Source organism: Arthrobacter koreensis, from assembly GCF_009193255.1.
GTDB classification, from domain to species: Bacteria; Actinomycetota; Actinomycetes; order Actinomycetales; family Micrococcaceae; genus Arthrobacter_B; species Arthrobacter_B koreensis.
Window position 1 is genome coordinate 1 of the sequence record NZ_WACG01000011.1, and the last position, 15,967, is coordinate 15,967.

Consider the following 15,967-nt stretch of genomic DNA (forward strand, 5'->3'; position numbering starts at 1 on the left):
ACTCGAACCAAGCCCGGACCGATGCCCTGCAACCATGGCTAGACTTCTACAACCACCAACGCCCACACGGCAGCCTCGGAGGCAAAGCACCCATCACCCGGTGTAACTAACGTGCTGTCTCAGTACAACTAGGCCGCCGTCGGCCTATCGTAGGAAGCCCGGGCTCAAAGGAGCGGGCATGAAACGGTTGCACGTCCTCTGGAACATCATCCGCGTCACGAGCGCCGACGTCGTTTTCTATGGCTTTCTTGCGGTGTACGTTGGTGCCGCCGTGGTGCTGCCGCTGTTTGAACCTGGAATTCCACGGTTCGGAGACGCGCTGTGGTACCTCTTTGTGTCGTTTACCACCATCGGGTTCGGTGACTTTGTTGCCGTGACGTTCGTGGGCCGGCTGCTGACAGTCCTGGTCTCGCTCTACGGCATACTGGTGGTCGCGCTGACCACCGGTGTCATTGTCGGCTTTTACAACCAGCTCATCCGCGCCCGGACCCGCGGCACCCTGCAGTCAATAGTCAGGGAACTGGAGCATCTCCCGGAGCTGAGCAGGGAGCAGCTCATCGATTTGTCCCGGAGGGTGCGGGAGCGGCACCTGCTCGACTGAGCTCAGCCGCCGAAGTGGTCCCAGCCCACGAACGCCGGCTCGGCACCAGCGACCGTTACCACGCTGACGCCGTCCCCCGGGGCACGCGCAGTGCCAACCCTCCGGAATCCGCGCGGAAGCTTCTGGCCCGGAGCGAAAGCGGCCAGGAGACCGTGGTCTTCTCCCCCGCCCAGGACCCAGGACAGCGGATCGGCTCCCAGTGTCGCTGCGGTTGCTGCCAGCACCTCTGTTTCCGCGCGCAGACTCTCCGGATCCAGATCGATTCGGACGCTGGATGCTTTGCCCAGGCGGCCACGTTGCAGTTTCCCGCTACCAGCGCACGCAGGGCCGCCGAAAGGCCGTCGGCGAGACCTTCGACCCAGGACACCGGGGCTTCCCCCGGAAGAGTCAGGCTGACGACAAGGGAAGTAGCCACGGCCCCCATCGCATTGATGTCGGAGAGATTCTCCGCGGCACACTTCCAGCCGACGTCGTAACCGGTGCTGCGGTAGCCCCCGGGCCATTGGAGGCGGGAGTCCTGGTCCTGGTCCTGGTCCTGGTCCGGGTCCTGGTCCTGGTCCTGGTCCTGGACCAGAGTGACGATTGAGAGGACGCTGCGGCCGTGAGGCGCGGCAACCACGGCGGCATCGTCGCCCGGGCCTAGGAGCATACGCGGCCTTCCCAGCCGGGGAAAGATTCGGGACAACAGTTCACCCTCGCCGAGGTCACCAGCAGTCCCCGGCATCGCAGGCTGAGATCCGCATGCTCGCGATGCACTAACCTCCCGAATTCTCCTCGTCACCACAGCTGTCGCTGGGTGGGACGCATGCACCCACACTTTGGGCGATTACACTCCTGCGACCTAGTGTCCTTGAATACGCATGGTGGCGTCTGAGACCAGTTGCTTGAGCACTTCGCGTGCCCCAGCTACGTCACCCACGTAGCTCAGATACTCGTGCACCAACCCGCTCAGAACACTTCCTTTTTCCACCAGAGCCCAAATCTTCGCACTTGATCCCACGTAATCGCTGTACTTCGAAGGGAGATAAGGGTTAATCGAATGAGTTCCGCTCGTCATCGAGTCATTCACAATTAGACAATCGAAATGGGTCAGAGTATTCAGGAACTTCAAATAGGGGAGTTGACTATAAAAGGTCACCTCTATCCTGCTCCCCGCATTGGATGCGACGAAACGCTCTTGTGCACCCTTCGGATCTGATGTGAATATATGGAGCTGCAGCCGCGACAACTCCCCCACCGACAATCCGCAGAGACCCTGAACTATTTCTCCAATTCCACGCGTACTGTAGAACTCACCGAAATACCCAATGTTCACTCGTTGGGAGTCAAGACAAATGTCTGAGCTTTCCAACTCGTAGAATAGTCTACTGAGCGTTGGTTGGCGGTCGATTTTAGACTTTCCTGAGAGAAGTTTTCTACTGCCCTCTCCTGCATATTCTAACATGCTAGACATTTGGTTCTCGTTAGTGAAAACAACTTGGTCAGCCAGCAAGTACGCAAGCTGTTCAGTCCAGAAATAGACATCCAGGTTCTCACGGAGGACTGCTGCTATCTCACTCGGCACGCCCTCCAGGATTTCAAGGAAAATACCGCTGGCCGGGAGCTCCGAATAGCGGTATTCGCCTGTTGTGGTCAAACGAATCGGATCAGAAAACTCAGCAATCCATCTAACCTTCGGATCACGGAGTTTACACAATGCTGCGAGGAAGTGGGAAGCCGGCCACATAGCTCGACTGTAGACCTCCGTGTAAGAGCGCCCCGTAGCTTCCCAAGCGCGCACAATCTCTATACCTTTCCGACAGAAATCCTCAATAGCAACTGGGCTCGCAAAATACGCCGGCCCCGAGACAGTACCCACGAACTGGACATATGGACGAGAAATAGCCATGTTCTCGGTGTCACTTGAACGTACGTTGTCCATGGAATGCATGATTACGTCAACTGGCTTACCGACACTACGGATACGTTTCGCGGTCACCATCGCACCGGTATCTGCATAAGGCAAAAAATTGTACGCAATTACCAATCTTTGGACGGACTCAAACAAGCTGTTCCACGGGTAGTACTCGAACCTATGGGCAGCGATGGTATCGCCGATCTCTTTAACGTGCTCCGGGTGTCTAGCGCAATAGTTCTTCACAAAGGATGCTTGCGAGTTTATGAAACTACGAACAAGTGGACGGGCATAGGGGCGGCACTTGCGCAAGCTGCGATTGAGCGAAGCGATCACGTCGAGACGTTGAGTGACCATGAAGTCAAAGCTGTCTCCCTGCCGTGATACGGAAGATTCTCTCAAGAGCCTAAAATACTTCGCGCCACCGAACGCTGGAAGTAGGGAGAATTTGAAATCGTAGCGCGAAAACATTTCGGCAAACATGGCAACGTCTTCGCCGCTCCGAAGGCTTTCGTCGAACGGCACGTCCCGTGCTACGGCGGTTGGAACCAGTTTGCAGGTCATGAACGAAAGACCACGAGGGAAGTCCGCAGGACTTACCAGATGTCCCTCGTGCTCCAGGATTGAGCGGTTAATGACCGACGATGGATTCCTTGTACCATCAGGATACTGATCAATTATCTGAGCCAATGGAACGACTCCATCCCTCGCGGACAGAATCATCAACTCTAGGTATTCTCTAGATATGAGATCATCGCAGTCGACCCAGGTAACCCATTCGCCCTGAGCCACTTCGCTTCCAAGGTTTCGTGCGGCAGATGCCGATGTCTTGGCGCAATGAACCCTACGAATGTTTAGACCAGGACTCCTGCGAATAAAATCAAACACCGCTTCCTCGGTGCCATCGTCAGGCCCATTAAACACAAGTATTATCTCGAAAAGGCTCGGAGATAATGACTGCGCTTGGAGAGAGCGTAGGCATGCTCCTATCCATTCTCGCCCCATGAACACGGGTACAACGACGCTTATCTGGATTCGAGTACCTGTTGAGTCGGTCAATGAACCTGCCACGGCACTCAACGCGAACCACCCTCCTCCGGCCCTTTAGTATTCGCTAACGCAGCGACAACATCATCTGTAGCCGCCTGCATCGCTTTGAGATTGGTAGCCAGAAGTCGTTCATTTCTAACGTGCATAGCTGAGCCGTCTCCGGATATTTCGCGGTTGAGCTTTTGTAGTTCACGGAATATAAGCCCCAGGCTCTTTTCTCGCGACGCCCTCTCGCGGGTGAAGTCTCGCCTCAGCTCGCGAATCACAGATACTTGCTTTCCGTGCCTCCGATGGTTTCTCTGCTCCGCTAGTAGGACGATGGCTAATACCAAAGCAAGAGCAGCGCAGAGGCTGGCCAGAGCCAAAGCCGTGAAACCTAGCAGAGCGGCGACAGCACCGACTGCACATAGAAACCATGTCATGCAGGCCGCTGGCTTCATCGATATTTTCATGTTTCAACCTTCATACGATACGTTTTGGCCCGTTCCAAGGCACCGGCCGAGCTAGATTCACATAGGGATGCGACGACGTTAGGTGACCTGGTTCTCGGTGATCTGCTTAGCAATGAGACTTACTGCTAAGGGAGGTCGAAGAGATCTAGCCGTCTCGATTGATCAGACTTCAGCTCACCTATACTCGCTCTCGTCAGGACCCACGACACTAGCACTCCCCCAAACGTTGCTGACTTCCGAAACGCACTCGTAAGTGCGTTCCTGTCCTGCACGTGTGTCGCAGTGGGCGTCCATGCCATACCTCTTCCGTCGGTGAGGGCTATATCCAGTCGTTCAAGGCGGTTCGAGAGGTATCGGTCAGCTCGCGAGAAAGGTTTTGCATCGGAAAGAGCAAGATATATTTCCCAAACGTTTTCCCAATCGCGCGACCAAACGGGGGCCTCATTGTTCTCAGACGGCCCGTATCCCATATGTTTAATCACTGTGGTCAATGCGTTGTCCAAGGCCCGGCCCCACCTCTCGGCTAGTTCCTTGTCCAAATACAGAAGTAGCTGTCGTCCGAAACAGACGATTGTCGCCTGATAGGCAACACTATTGCCCAGTACAACGTGACCCTGCCAGTCCTCTGCATACGGCCACCAAGCCTCGTTCTTCGATTGCTGCAGGGTGCCTAGCAAACGTTCGACCACCGCAGCGACGGCATCTGCATACTTGTCGTTTCTAGTCAGTGAATATGCCCGTGCTAGGGTCAACGCTGCATATACATCACCGTTGAAGACGTCGATGTGTTTCGCGGTATGGTTCTTATAAAAAGCGCCGGGAGCTTCCGCAGCAGCATGAGAAAAAACGGAATCTGCACCGGCAATCAGCACGTTCGCTGCTGGATGCTTGCTGTCGCATAATGACAGCAGGTATAAACTATCTGATGCTGCACCGATTTCTGCGATATCTATCAGTTGCTCGGCTTTCGGTGGGCGGTTGTAAGGAATCGCAAACCCGCCGCCTGGGTGCTGTCTAGCGGCTACATTGAGCATGAGCGCTTCAGCGACTTCTAGCCCGTCCCCACCTGTCGCAAGCCCGTGCAAAGCGTATATTCCAGCAAACTGGCTCTGTGTACAGCAGCTAGCTGCCTGTCCTTTCAAAGCCGGGTCCACAAGCTGGCACCCCGACGCTGTGGGCGAGTCCAACAAATACTCATCGGCCAGTGTACGCAAGGACGATACGTAAAAGCTGAATCTCCTAGTACCCCAAAGAGATTGAATGAGATCTCTTAAAGCATCACCGTGCTGGTGATGATTGGTAAACGTCATTGGACTAGTAAACCGCTCGCATCGGTCTCAATCCAACGCCGCGCAAAGTTGGCTTCACCTAGCTGGAAGTACCATCGGCCACGCCACAAAGCTTTGGCCAGAATATCTCCGACCCAAGGTTCTGTGATCTCGGTCTGAGTGGGATTTATAGGGGTGCCAAACTTGTTGAAGTCGTAACTCACATAAGTCGCGGGAGTAAACAAAGCACGTCTGGGTCGAGCATACTCTCGTCTGTTAATGCACCCTTTTGCGAAGACTTTTGCATACTCTTCCCTAATCCACCATCCGATGTATTCACCTGAGGCAATGAGGTACCAAATACCTGGGTCGCGTTCAAACTTTGTGCGACGCGAGAATTTCCAAGATAACGCCTCGTCAGAAAAAATCTGCTTCGACTCAACTATTTCCGTCGGGACAACATCGTGATCTGTTTTCACAATAGCCTGCGCACCGCTGGCGCAATACAGATCCCCTCCCTGCTGAAAAGCTGGAAAGTCGCGTTCGAGAATATCCGCTGCCGACAGAAAGAAAGCGTCGTCAGTGATGCTGTAAGTTGATTCGAATTGATTGATGTGAGTCGTGTGATAATTCCGAATAAGCAAAAAATCGCTTAAGTCGTAGTGGGACGACCAACCAGGATTACGATAGTCTTGAAAATAGCGCTTCGTGGTCATTAGTGCCGCCGTTGCCAATTCGTTAGCTAGGTTGCTGTCAGTTACCCTCCAGTAGTCATAGACACCCCACACGGCAAAGAGATGTCCATTCAACACGCCCATTCCATGATCTCCGTATGGATATTCCTCAAACCACAGGAATCCTTCGCTGTCAATATCCACTACCCATGGAGATGTGCCTTGGCGCAAGTTGGTGAAACTGCGAAACAGAGCGTCCGCGAACTTCAGATACTTATTGTCCCCGAACATCTCGTATAGGCGGATAACCGCTCCGAGCGCCTGCCCCTGAGCCATCGCCGAATACCATGGCGGCTGCAGTTTCCCTTGATGCCATGGGAACATGTAGGGCAGGTATCTAGCTTCACGTGACTCGATAGACTGGGCGACCAATCGCTCGAACACGCAATCCATGAGCGTACGTAGCGTGTCGGACGGAGCTATCCGATAGTTGTTGATCAGTTTGAACAAAAACTGTGCTTGCAGGACCGGGTGGTCGTAGGAATGTCCGTCAATCACTCTCAGTGGAACACCATCGGCGGTATATGTGATGTTGGGTGAGTCGATGCGAAGCGGTGCCTGGTACCGAGAGTAGTACGAGTTCATCTCCGGGGGAACACGTTTGAATGTCCCGGGTTTTCCTGCGTTAAACTCATGTTCGAGAAGATCACCACTCAGATTGGCGCTTCGCAACCTGTTTTTAGTTGGAGTATCGAGCATATCGAGAGCTTCCGTAATCAGTCTAGGAAGCTCGCTAGTGGGTGGCCTTACGTGACCGGAGCCGTGGTGAATTGATATGAATCTTCCGGCCTGATCAAATGTCCGGCCGTTAGGTAGTCTCACACCCAAGGACTCAGCAAACGGTTTCTTATGCTTGATGACGTGATCGATGTCCCCCAGATTCTGGAAGTACAAGAACGAGCATGGTCGAGCTGACTTCTTGTATCTTTCGATGAGGGAAAATCGTTCGGGCCACCTGTTCATCATCTCCTCAGGTCCACTCATCTCAGGAAAAACGTAGTCAAGGAGGTTCTTGGTATGTCCAGGGGTGAAATCAAAAACGTTCGTTTGCGGCGAGAATGCTATGGCACAAGCGCCATCCAAGAGGGAGGCCAGAGCAAGTGCCGCGTAGCCCCCACCAGACGAACCAATTAGAATAATTTTCTTTATGCCCCGCAGTTTTCGGACTCGCTCGATAAGCCTGGCGATCTTTGTAGTCAGGTCATCCTGAGCTGTGCCGATGTACCAGCCCAGAGTTAATTTCTCCGACAGCGACAGCGTGCTATCCGCGACAAATAGCAGGTTTTCCGACCGGTCACGCAGAGTGCCCAGCCACTCAAAACGGGGAAGCTCTACGTCCGCCCGCACCAGAGCACCGTGTAGTGCAACAATCAGAGTCTCTGAGTCGTTAGGGATGAACAACGTCTCAAGGTCGAGGCAGTCATCAGGAGTCCCCGCGGCGCGTACGATATTCCTGCTTGGCTGATCAACGGGCAGCAAAAGACTTTCTATCGTATCATGTTCAAACACAGGAACCTTGTGCCTGTCATCCCACCGTGGACCCATTCTTTACCCCCGTCTTTTCTGAATAGCCCCATTACTCTACAGGATTACTGGGCACGCCAGGACCGTGACCGACGCGTCGTTCCCTTTCACACATATTCCTGCTGTGTAAGGAGGATAGCCCACTGAGGTTCGAATCATTGGCCAAGCTGGGCCTCGTCACGCTGCGGGTACGGCCGGCTTCTGCCGCTGTTATGGGAGCCGCTGCTGGCCTATTACGTCCACAAGAGCACAGGAGTCTGTTCGCTTTAGGTCGATCTACCAACTTATGGACTTGCCGCACAAAAAAAGCATGCTCGAGTTGGGTGAATATTAGCGAGGCGCGTTGCAGTAGCCTTCACACACGAATGACGGTCCCGGTCCGTGGCCCCTCCGGCCGGGTGATCGCAGCAGTGTCCATCTCCGGCCCTATCGAGCGCCTGACCCGCCAGCCAGGGCGCATCCATGCCGAGGTTGTGTCCAAGGCCGCCCAGCAGCTCACCGAAGCACTGCGCACCAATACCGACTAGGCCGCCGTCGGCCTATCGTAGGAAGCCCGGGCTCAAAGGAGCGGGCATGAAACGGTTGCACGTCCTCTGGAACATCATCCGCGTCACGAGCGCCGACGTCGTTTTCTATGGCTTTCTTGCGGTGTACGTTGGTGCCGCCGTGGTGCTGCCGCTGTTTGAACCTGGAATTCCACGGTTCGGAGACGCGCTGTGGTACCTCTTTGTGTCGTTCACCACCATCGGGTTCGGTGACTTTGTTGCCGTGACGTTCGTGGGCCGGCTGCTGACAGTCCTGGTCTCGCTCTACGGCATACTGGTGGTCGCGCTGACCACCGGTGTCATTGTCGGCTTCTACAACCAGCTCATCCGCGCCCGGACCCGCGGCACCCTGCAGTCAATAGTCAGGGAACTGGAGCATCTCCCGGAGCTGAGCGGGGAGCAGCTCATCGATTTGTCCCGGAGGGTGCGGGAGCGGCACCTGCTCGACTGAGCTCAGCCGCCGAAGTGGTCCCAGCCCACGAACGCCGGCTCGGCACCGGCTACGGTTACTACGCTGGCACCGTCCCCTGGGGCACGCGCAGTGCCCACCCTCCGGAATCCGCGCGGAAGCTTCTGGCCTGGAGCGAAAGCGGCCAGGAGACCGTGGTCTTCTCCCCCGCCCAGGACCCAGGACAGCGGATCGGCTCCCAGTGTCGCTGCGGGGCCCGCCAGCGGTTCCGCCTCAGCCCGCAGGGCCTCCGGGTCCAGGTCGATCCGGACGCCGGATGCTTTGCCCAGGCGGCCCGCGTCGCGCACCAGCCCGTCGGAAATATCCATCATGGCGTGCGCGCCGGCTGCAGCGGCCGCGGGCCCGGCCGCCAGCGGCGGGCATGGACGGGATTGCGCCGCGGTGAGGGATCTTTCCCGGCTGCCCAGCTCCGCGTACGGCAGGGAACTCTCCAGCAGTGCCAGCCCGGCCGCTGCCTGCCCCAGTCCGCCGCAGACGGCAAGCACGTCTCCGGGGAGGGCGCCCGAACGCAATACGGGGTTCTGTTCCTGGAGGTCTCCGGTCACCGCTGCCGTGACCACAAGCTGATTTCCGCGCCCCAGGTCTCCGCCGGCCACTGTGCAGTTCTCCGCTCCCAACGCACGCAGGGCCGCCGAAAGGCCGTCGGCGAGACCTTCGATCCAGGACACCGGGGTTTCTCCCGGAAGAGTCAGGCTGACGGCGAGGGAAGTAGCCACGGCACCCATCGCATTGATGTCGGAGAGATTCTGCGCGGCGCACTTCCAGCCGACGTCGTAACCGGTGGTGCGGTAGCCCCCGGGCCATTGGAGGCGGAAGTCCTGGTCCTGGACCAGGGTGTCGATCGAGAGGACGCTGCGGCCGTCAGGCGCGGCGACCACGGCGGCATCGTCGCCCGGGCCCAGGAGCATACGCGGCCCTCCCAGTCGGGGAAAGATTCGGGACAGCAGTTCCCCTTCGCCAAGCTCTGCCACTGTATGGGGGAAATCTGCCACGGGAACCGCTTCCTTTTGCCTGCTGTGTACCGGTGTCCCATTATGCTGCACGGCCGGATTCTCCGGAGTAACCTCGGCCTATGAATGAACCTGCGGGCGCCCGGTACGCCATCCTGCTCAGGGGCGTGAATGTTGGCGGAGTCACCGTGAAGATGGCAGATCTGCGCAACGTACTGGAAGGGCTTGGACTCGAACACGTGCGCACGCTGCTGGCCAGCGGGAACGCCGTCGCTACGTCCGGTTGGGACCGCGCGGAAATTAAGGTGCGGGTTGAGGAGGCGCTGCGCAGCGCTTTCGGTTATGACGCATGGGTCATAGTGCTCAGTGTGCCCCGGGTGGCCGAGCTGGCCGCCGCAGTTCCGTATGCCCCGGACAACCCTGAGGTCCATGCCTACGTCACCTTCTCCTCGGATCCGGTAGTTCTGGATGAACTGACGGACCGCGCGGAAGCTGCCGGCGCGGAACAGGTCCGGCTGGGGCCCGAAGCTGTGGCCTGGACGGCGGATAAAGGTTCCACCCTTGAGTCGCCCTTCGCCAAGGCGGCAGCTAAACCGCGCTATAAATCAGCCACTACTACGAGGAATCTGCGGACCCTGCAGAAAATTGCGGCAGCCGAATAGCGGATACTAAAAAGAAAAGGTCCCGGACATTTCTGTCCGGGACCTTTGTCGGTGACCCCAGCGGGATTCGAACCCGCGTTACCGCCGTGAGAGGGCGACGTACTAGGCCGCTATACGATGGGGCCGTTTGCTTCACTTGCTACGTGAGCTCAACGAGTATTTCATACTCATTGTTTATTTCTCAAATCCGGCTAATAGCCTGATTCGATGAGCGCTGGGATACCAGGACTCGAACCTAGAATGACGGTACCAGAAACCGTTGTGTTGCCAATTACACCATATCCCAATGTGCTTCTTTGGGCCGTTCCAGACCTTCAAGATCCGGCTTCAACCCCTCAGCACGAGTTATTACTATACACGGGTTCGGGCCGGAGTACAAAACGGGCCGGGAACCATCCCCCGCCGGTCCCGGGGCCTCCTCAGCTCGGGAGCTCCGACCCGGAAACGACAGCCGATACGGCAGTCAGGTCCCCCGCGACCGGCAGGTCAGGATACGCAGCACGCAGCTCGGAATTGCCGCTGCGTTCAATCCACAGCGGTTTCAGGCCGGCGTTCGAGGCCCCGCGGCCGTCGACAACAGGGTTGTCCCCCACATAGAGAGTCTGCGCGGGATCCGTCCCCAGCAGGCGCACGCCTTCCAGGAAGATTGCCGGATCCGGTTTGGCGGCATCAACTGCATCGATGCCCACCAGGATCCGGATGCGTTCCAGACCAGCGGCGTCGAGCTTTGCCCGCTGGTAGTCATGCACGTTGTTGCTAACGGCACCATAAGGAATCCTCAGCGCATCCAGTTCATCCAGGACGGGCACCACGTCGTTGAAAGCCTTGAAGTGGCGCGGCAGCGTTTGATCGTAGGCGGCGTTCCACGCCTCCTCGGCGTCGCCGTCGAACGCCGGCAGCCCGTGGACCTGCTGGGCATGGGCTACCCGCAGCAGGCGCTGGCGGGTGAAGCTGAGTTCCCCGGCCAGGTACTTGTCGTAGTAGCCCTGCGGATCAGCCGCATAGAGGTGCTGGTACGCGGCCCAGTCCTCTTCAGTGAAATGCGCTAGGTCCTTCGCACTGATTTCCCGCAGCGTGTTGCCCATGGCGGTGCGGAGGTCCACGAGCGTCTCGTCGATGTCAAAGAGCACACCCGTGGGCCTGCCGCTCCGCCGTTCATTCATGGGTTGCCTAAGCCTCCGCTGTGCGGAAGGCACGAATCCGGGCCAGGGATGAATCCTTGCCCAGGATCACCATTGATTCGAAGAGCGGCGGGGAGATCCGGCGGCCGGAGACGGCGGTGCGGACCGGGCCGAAGGCAAGCCGCGGCTTGATGCCCATCCCGTCAACCAGCGCTGCGCGAAGTGCGGTCTGGATATTCTCTGCAGTCCACTCCTCCACAGGCTCGAGAGCGGCCAGGGTAGCGTCCAGCACCTCCGTGAGATTGGCCGGCAGTCCCTTGCGCGCGTCGTCGGCAACGTCAATCGCGTCGTCTGACTTGAAGAGGAAGCCGAGCATCTCCGGAGCCTCGCCCAGCAGGGTGATGCGTTCCTGGACCAGGGGCGCGGCTTCGGTGAGGATTTCCTCCTCGCGTTCCGTCAGCTGCTCCCCCACCAGGCCGGCATGCTGCAGGTACGGGACCAGGCGGCTGCGGAAGTCAGCGGCATCCAGCATCCGGACGTGGGTGCCGTTGATGGCCTCGGCCTTCTTGATGTCGAAGCGGGCAGGGTTGGAGAGGACATCGTGGATGTCGAAGTTCTCCACGAGCTGCTCCACCGTGAAAATGTCCTCGTCCGCGGAGAGGGACCAGCCCAGCAGGGACAGGTAGTTCAGCAGGCCTTCGGGGATGAAGCCCCGTTCGCGGTGCAGGAACAGGCTGGACTCGGGATCGCGCTTGGAGAGCTTCTTGTTCCCGCCGCCCATCACGTAGGGCAGGTGCCCGAACAGCGGCATGTACTGGGCCACTCCGACGTCGATCAGCGCGCGGTAGAGCGCGATCTGGCGAGGCGTGGAGGAAAGCAGGTCTTCGCCGCGGAGGACGTGCGTAATCCCCATGAGGGCGTCGTCGACCGGGTTCACCAGGGTGTAGAGCGGAGCACCGTTGGCGCGCACCACCACGAAGTCCGGAACGGTGCCGGCCTTGAACGTGATTTCACCGCGGACCAGGTCTGTGAAGGTGATGTCCTCGTCCGGCATGCGCACCCGCAGCACCGGCTCGCGCCCCTCGGCCTTGAAAGCGGCGATCTGCTCTTCGGTCAGGTCCCGGTCAAAGTTGTCATACCCGAGCTTGATGTCGCGTCCGGCGGCGCGGTGCCGGGCTTCAATTTCCTCCGGCGTGGAGTAGGACTCATACAGGTGCCCCGCACCCTTGAGCTTGGCAATGACGTCCTGGTAGATCCCGCCCCGCTGGGACTGGCGGTACGGCTCATGCGGCCCGCCCACGTTGACGCCTTCGTCCCAGGTGATGCCCAGCCAGTCGAGCGCGTCGAGGAGCTGGAGGAAGCTCTCTTCACTGTCGCGCGCCGAGTCGGTGTCCTCGATGCGGAAGATCATCTTACCGCCGGTGTGCTTGGCGTAGGCCCAGTTGAACAGGGCGGTACGGATCAGGCCCACGTGGGGCGTGCCGGTCGGGGACGGACAGAAACGGACCCGCACCGGAGTGTTGTCGTCGACGGTGGGAAGATCAGCGAAGGAAGAAGGCTCAGTAGTCATGGTTCTTCCAGTTTAGTCGCTGCCGCCAAACCCCCAGGCGTTGAGGCCCTCGAGGAGCATAAACAGCCCTCCGCCAATCACCGCGCCGGCGGCCGCTGACACCAGGGGAAGCTGCCAACCGCCGCGGAACAGGCGAGCCAGCAGCGCTACCAGGATCACCGCGGCCGCAGCGGGCAGGACGGGACCTTCCGTCATGCTAGCCAGCACAACAGGAAGAACGACGGCGGCAGCACCGGTGCTGACGGCGCTCCAGTCAAGCGCCACGGCGCGGCCCAGTACCAGCACGGTCCCGCAGGAGGCCAGCATGGCGAAGACCGCGGCGGCCAGCACCCGCGGTCCGTCGAGCCAAAGGATCAACCGAAGCAGCATAAAGCACAGCGCACCGGCACCTAGGATGACCGGTGTTACCGGCGCCCGGGCGATCGAAGCACGCAGGTCACCGGCACGGTCCAGCGTGCGGACCAGCAGCCACGGAAAAACCAGCAGGAGCAGCACTGTACCCAGCCCCCAGCCCCAGGCTGCCGCCGTCGTTATTCCGCTGCTGAGCGCGGCAAGGAGGAACACGGCACTCCACAGCACACCCGGAAGCACGTTCCAGGCCTTCGTGTTCCGTGCTCCCCCGGCCACGCCGCTAGCCGCGGACGATGTTGGCGAGGGTGCCGATGCCCTCGACCTGGATTTCGATCCGCTGTCCCTCGGTAATTTGTCCGACGCCGGCGGGAGTGCCGGTCAGGATGATGTCGCCGGGCAGGAGGGTGAAGGCCTGGGAGACGTAGGAGACGAGTTCCCGGACGCCCCAGATCATGTCGGAGGTGTTGCCGTCCTGCACCAGGTCTCCGTCCAGGTAGGCCTGAATGGACAGGTTGTCAGTGTCCAGGTCGGTTTCGATCCACGGTCCGATGGGGCAGGAGGTGTCGAAGCCCTTGGCACGGGCCCACTGGTTGTCGGTGCGCTGTGCGTCGCGGGCGGTGAGGTCATTGGCGCAGGTGTAGCCGAAGACGACTTCGTCCACGCGTTCCAGCGGAACGTCCTTGCAGATCCGCCCAATGACGACGGCGAGCTCGGCTTCGTAGGAGACTTCCTCGGAGAAGGAGGGCAGAACTACGGGATCGTTCGGGCCGATCACCGAGGTGTTGGGCTTGAAGAACATCAGAGGGGCCGGCGGAACCTCGCCTCCCATTTCAGCAGCGTGGTCGGCATAGTTCTTGCCGATGCCCACCACCTTGCTGCGGGGGATGATCGGTGCAAGCAGGCGGACGTCCTCCAGCTTGTGCCGTTCACCGGTAAGCTGCACGCCGGAGAAGAACGGGTCCCCCTTGATCACGGCGATTTCTTCATGGCCTTCTTCACCGTCGACGACGCCGAAGGCTGGGTCACTGTCCTGGATAAACCGAGCAATACGCATGGGTTCAAGCCTAGTCGAGGATCGGCGTTTCCCGCTTCGTTTAGAGCGCTGCCGCCAGACCCGTCACGAGGGGGACACCCGCGAACAGCAGCAGGAAGAGAACAACGGCGGCACGTCCGGCGCGGTTGCCGACGTTGACGGTGATGCCCATCCCGCTCCCCCGCCGTTTCGAGACCAGGATTCGGGGATCTGTTGAATCGTTGTAGAGGACCCCGGCGAACCACAGCCCGTCTTCAGCGGCTTCCTCTGCCGTGGGATGGATGCCGCGGGCAGCAGCTGACCGCCGGGCGTTACGGGTTTCATAGGCATAGGAAACCATAAGTGCCACGAGCATCAGGGGCAATAGGACGAGCACCGGCCAGGCGGACACGGAGTCGGGGGTCCGCCACCCGGCCACGGTTAAGCCACCTATGACGCCTGTTAGCCCCAGCGAGCACGTTCCGAGAGCCAGAACAGTACCGCGGATGTTGCCTTCACGAACGGACGCTTCCCACTGACTGGGCTGTTTCTCCTGAGGGGTCATGGCAGGAGCAGCTGCCGAGACCAGTGCCAGAAAGAGGCACATGCCGACAGCAACGTTCAGTGGCAGGAACACCGCTCCGAAGGACTTCGGTTCCCAGCTGTCCGGGGTACCGTCCATTCCCCAGTGCGTGGGGACCGTAGCCGGGAGGGCGCCGTACACCGACGCACCGTACACGTAAAGCGCCGCGATGAGCAGTGCTGCAGTCCAATGTGGGACCCAGGGCAGCAGCCGCCTGGGGCGTCTAGTTGCGTCGGCAGGCGCGTCAGAGTGATTCCCCATCCGAGAACCCTAGCAATGGACTGCTACCGTCCGGGATTATCTGGATTCCCAGCCGTCGTGACCGCTGTGGCCGCTGGGGTTCTGCGGGGGCGGTGGTTCCCAGCCATCGTGACAGGTGGGGCTCCTGGGCTTCCGCGCCGCGGTGGTTCCCACCCGTCGTGACCGGTGTTGCCCCTGAGGTTCCGCACTGCGGTAGTTCCCACCCGTCGTGACCGGTGGGGCTCCTGGGTTTCTGCGGGGGCGGTGGTTCCCACCCTTCGTGGCCGGTGGGGCTCCTGGGGTTCCGCACTGCGGCGGTTCCCAACCCTCGTGGCCGGTGGTGCCCCTGGGGTTCCGCACCGCGGTGGTTCCCAGCCCTCGTGACCGGTGGTGCCTGGTGTGGTCCCGGAATGGGGCAGGAGTCACAGGGACTGGGAAACCCCGGCCCGGCCAGCTGTTCCGGTCCCCTAGTTCAGGCCAGACCGACCCCGGGGGCCGGGAACGGGGAACGGCTGGTTAAACACGGAAAGGGCCCGCACCAGAGTGCAGGCCCAAAGAACACACTCGATCGGCGCGGGCCGCCGGCCCCGGTACCCGCGCCCGTCCCCGGCACCCGGCCGGGCAAACGGTCCGGGCCGGCCGTCCGGGCAAACTGTTCAGACCGAACCGGCCGGTTAACACGGAAAGGGCCCGCACCAGGGTGCAGGCCCAAAGAGTGACCGTCCCCGGCACCCGGCAACCGTCCGGGCCGGCGGTTCGGGCAAACGGTCCGGGCCGGCAACCAGCCCCCAGACCAGCCCCCCGACCCACGAGCCCCGGCTGTGGGTGTTCGGTGGTGTTAAAGCAGTTCAGGCCCCGCAACCTTGCGGGGCCTGAACCTGTAATGATTGTCCGGCGGTGACCTACTCTCCCACACCCTCCCGAGTGCAGTACCATCGGCG

At 59.7% G+C, this 15,967-nt stretch carries 14 protein-coding genes, 2 tRNA genes and 3 pseudogenes; 5 read left to right on the forward strand and 14 right to left on the reverse strand.

Features of this window, described 5'->3' with window-relative positions; genetic code table 11:
- The first annotated feature begins 26 nt into the window (after positions 1–26).
- Positions 27–110 carry an integrase core domain-containing protein gene (locus GD628_RS16300; protein WP_420837578.1) on the forward strand — a complete coding sequence of 28 codons (84 nt, stop codon included), beginning with the start codon at positions 27–29 and terminating at the stop codon, positions 108–110.
- A gap of 68 nt (positions 111–178) precedes the next feature.
- Complete coding sequence (locus GD628_RS16305) at positions 179–601, forward strand: potassium channel family protein (protein WP_091603877.1); 423 nt, start codon at positions 179–181, stop codon at positions 599–601.
- Positions 602–603: 2 nt separating this feature from the next.
- Here the strand turns inward: GD628_RS16305 and GD628_RS16940 are convergent, their stop codons facing one another.
- From GD628_RS16940 to GD628_RS16330, 6 genes and pseudogenes are all read right to left on the reverse strand, one after another.
- Positions 604–825: a hypothetical protein gene (locus GD628_RS16940; RefSeq protein ID WP_338083431.1), complete on the reverse strand. Its 222-nt coding sequence runs from the start codon at positions 823–825 to the stop codon at positions 604–606.
- A gap of 149 nt (positions 826–974) precedes the next feature.
- A pseudogene (locus tag GD628_RS16945) lies at positions 975–1,325 on the reverse strand (AIR synthase related protein); the annotation flags it as partial.
- 117 nt (positions 1,326–1,442) lie between these two features.
- A complete protein-coding gene (locus GD628_RS16315) occupies positions 1,443–3,020 on the reverse strand; it encodes a hypothetical protein (protein ID WP_226802611.1) in 1,578 nt (525 codons plus the stop codon).
- Between the two features lie 132 nt (positions 3,021–3,152).
- Positions 3,153–3,566: pseudogene (locus tag GD628_RS17000) on the reverse strand (glycosyltransferase family A protein); the annotation flags it as partial.
- A gap of 556 nt (positions 3,567–4,122) precedes the next feature.
- Positions 4,123–5,307, reverse strand: coding sequence for a hypothetical protein (locus tag GD628_RS16325; protein WP_152275438.1), 1,185 nt, complete (start codon positions 5,305–5,307; stop codon positions 4,123–4,125).
- Positions 5,304–7,508: a D-glucuronyl C5-epimerase family protein gene (locus tag GD628_RS16330; RefSeq protein WP_193313309.1), complete on the reverse strand. Its 2,205-nt coding sequence runs from the start codon at positions 7,506–7,508 to the stop codon at positions 5,304–5,306. The genes GD628_RS16325 and GD628_RS16330 overlap by 4 nt, the downstream gene beginning before the upstream one ends.
- 380 nt (positions 7,509–7,888) lie before the next feature.
- Between GD628_RS16330 and GD628_RS16335 the strand changes: the two are divergent.
- Together GD628_RS16335 and GD628_RS16340 are read left to right on the forward strand one after the other, a co-directional pair.
- Positions 7,889–8,050, forward strand: a pseudogene (locus GD628_RS16335) (IclR family transcriptional regulator domain-containing protein); the annotation flags it as partial.
- A 46-nt stretch (positions 8,051–8,096) separates the two neighbouring features.
- The gene (locus GD628_RS16340) at positions 8,097–8,519 is read left to right on the forward strand and encodes a potassium channel family protein (RefSeq protein WP_193313310.1); all 423 of its coding nucleotides are present in this window, start codon (positions 8,097–8,099) and stop codon (positions 8,517–8,519) included.
- 2 nt (positions 8,520–8,521) lie between these two features.
- Here GD628_RS16340 and GD628_RS16345 read toward each other — a convergent pair whose 3' ends face one another.
- Positions 8,522–9,529, reverse strand: coding sequence for a thiamine-phosphate kinase (locus GD628_RS16345; RefSeq protein ID WP_226802610.1), 1,008 nt, complete (start codon positions 9,527–9,529; stop codon positions 8,522–8,524).
- Positions 9,530–9,609: 80 nt separating this feature from the next.
- Here GD628_RS16345 and GD628_RS16350 point away from each other — a divergent pair, with 80 nt between their 5' ends.
- The gene (locus tag GD628_RS16350) at positions 9,610–10,149 is read left to right on the forward strand and encodes a DUF1697 domain-containing protein (protein WP_091603871.1); all 540 of its coding nucleotides are present in this window, start codon (positions 9,610–9,612) and stop codon (positions 10,147–10,149) included.
- Positions 10,150–10,201: 52 nt separating this feature from the next.
- Here the strand turns inward: GD628_RS16350 and GD628_RS16355 are convergent.
- The 7 genes from GD628_RS16355 to GD628_RS16385 all read right to left on the reverse strand — a co-directional run bounded on the left by GD628_RS16355 (position 10,202) and on the right by GD628_RS16385 (position 15,047).
- Positions 10,202–10,274, reverse strand: a tRNA-Glu gene (locus tag GD628_RS16355).
- Positions 10,275–10,363: 89 nt separating this feature from the next.
- A tRNA-Gln gene (locus GD628_RS16360) sits at positions 10,364–10,435 on the reverse strand.
- 133 nt (positions 10,436–10,568) lie between these two features.
- A complete protein-coding gene (locus tag GD628_RS16365) occupies positions 10,569–11,312 on the reverse strand; it encodes an HAD family hydrolase (RefSeq protein WP_152275442.1) in 744 nt (247 codons plus the stop codon).
- A gap of 7 nt (positions 11,313–11,319) precedes the next feature.
- A complete protein-coding gene (gene gltX / locus GD628_RS16370) occupies positions 11,320–12,840 on the reverse strand; it encodes a glutamate--tRNA ligase (RefSeq protein ID WP_152275443.1) in 1,521 nt (506 codons plus the stop codon).
- Between the two features lie 12 nt (positions 12,841–12,852).
- Complete coding sequence (locus tag GD628_RS16375; RefSeq protein WP_152275444.1) at positions 12,853–13,467, reverse strand: hypothetical protein; 615 nt, start codon at positions 13,465–13,467, stop codon at positions 12,853–12,855.
- Between the two features lie 4 nt (positions 13,468–13,471).
- On the reverse strand, positions 13,472–14,245 hold the full coding sequence (locus GD628_RS16380) for a fumarylacetoacetate hydrolase family protein (RefSeq protein WP_091603858.1): 774 nt from the start codon (positions 14,243–14,245) through the stop codon (positions 13,472–13,474).
- A 40-nt stretch (positions 14,246–14,285) separates the two neighbouring features.
- A complete protein-coding gene (locus GD628_RS16385; RefSeq protein ID WP_152275445.1) occupies positions 14,286–15,047 on the reverse strand; it encodes a DUF1648 domain-containing protein in 762 nt (253 codons plus the stop codon).
- Positions 15,048–15,967: the final 920 nt, after the last annotated feature.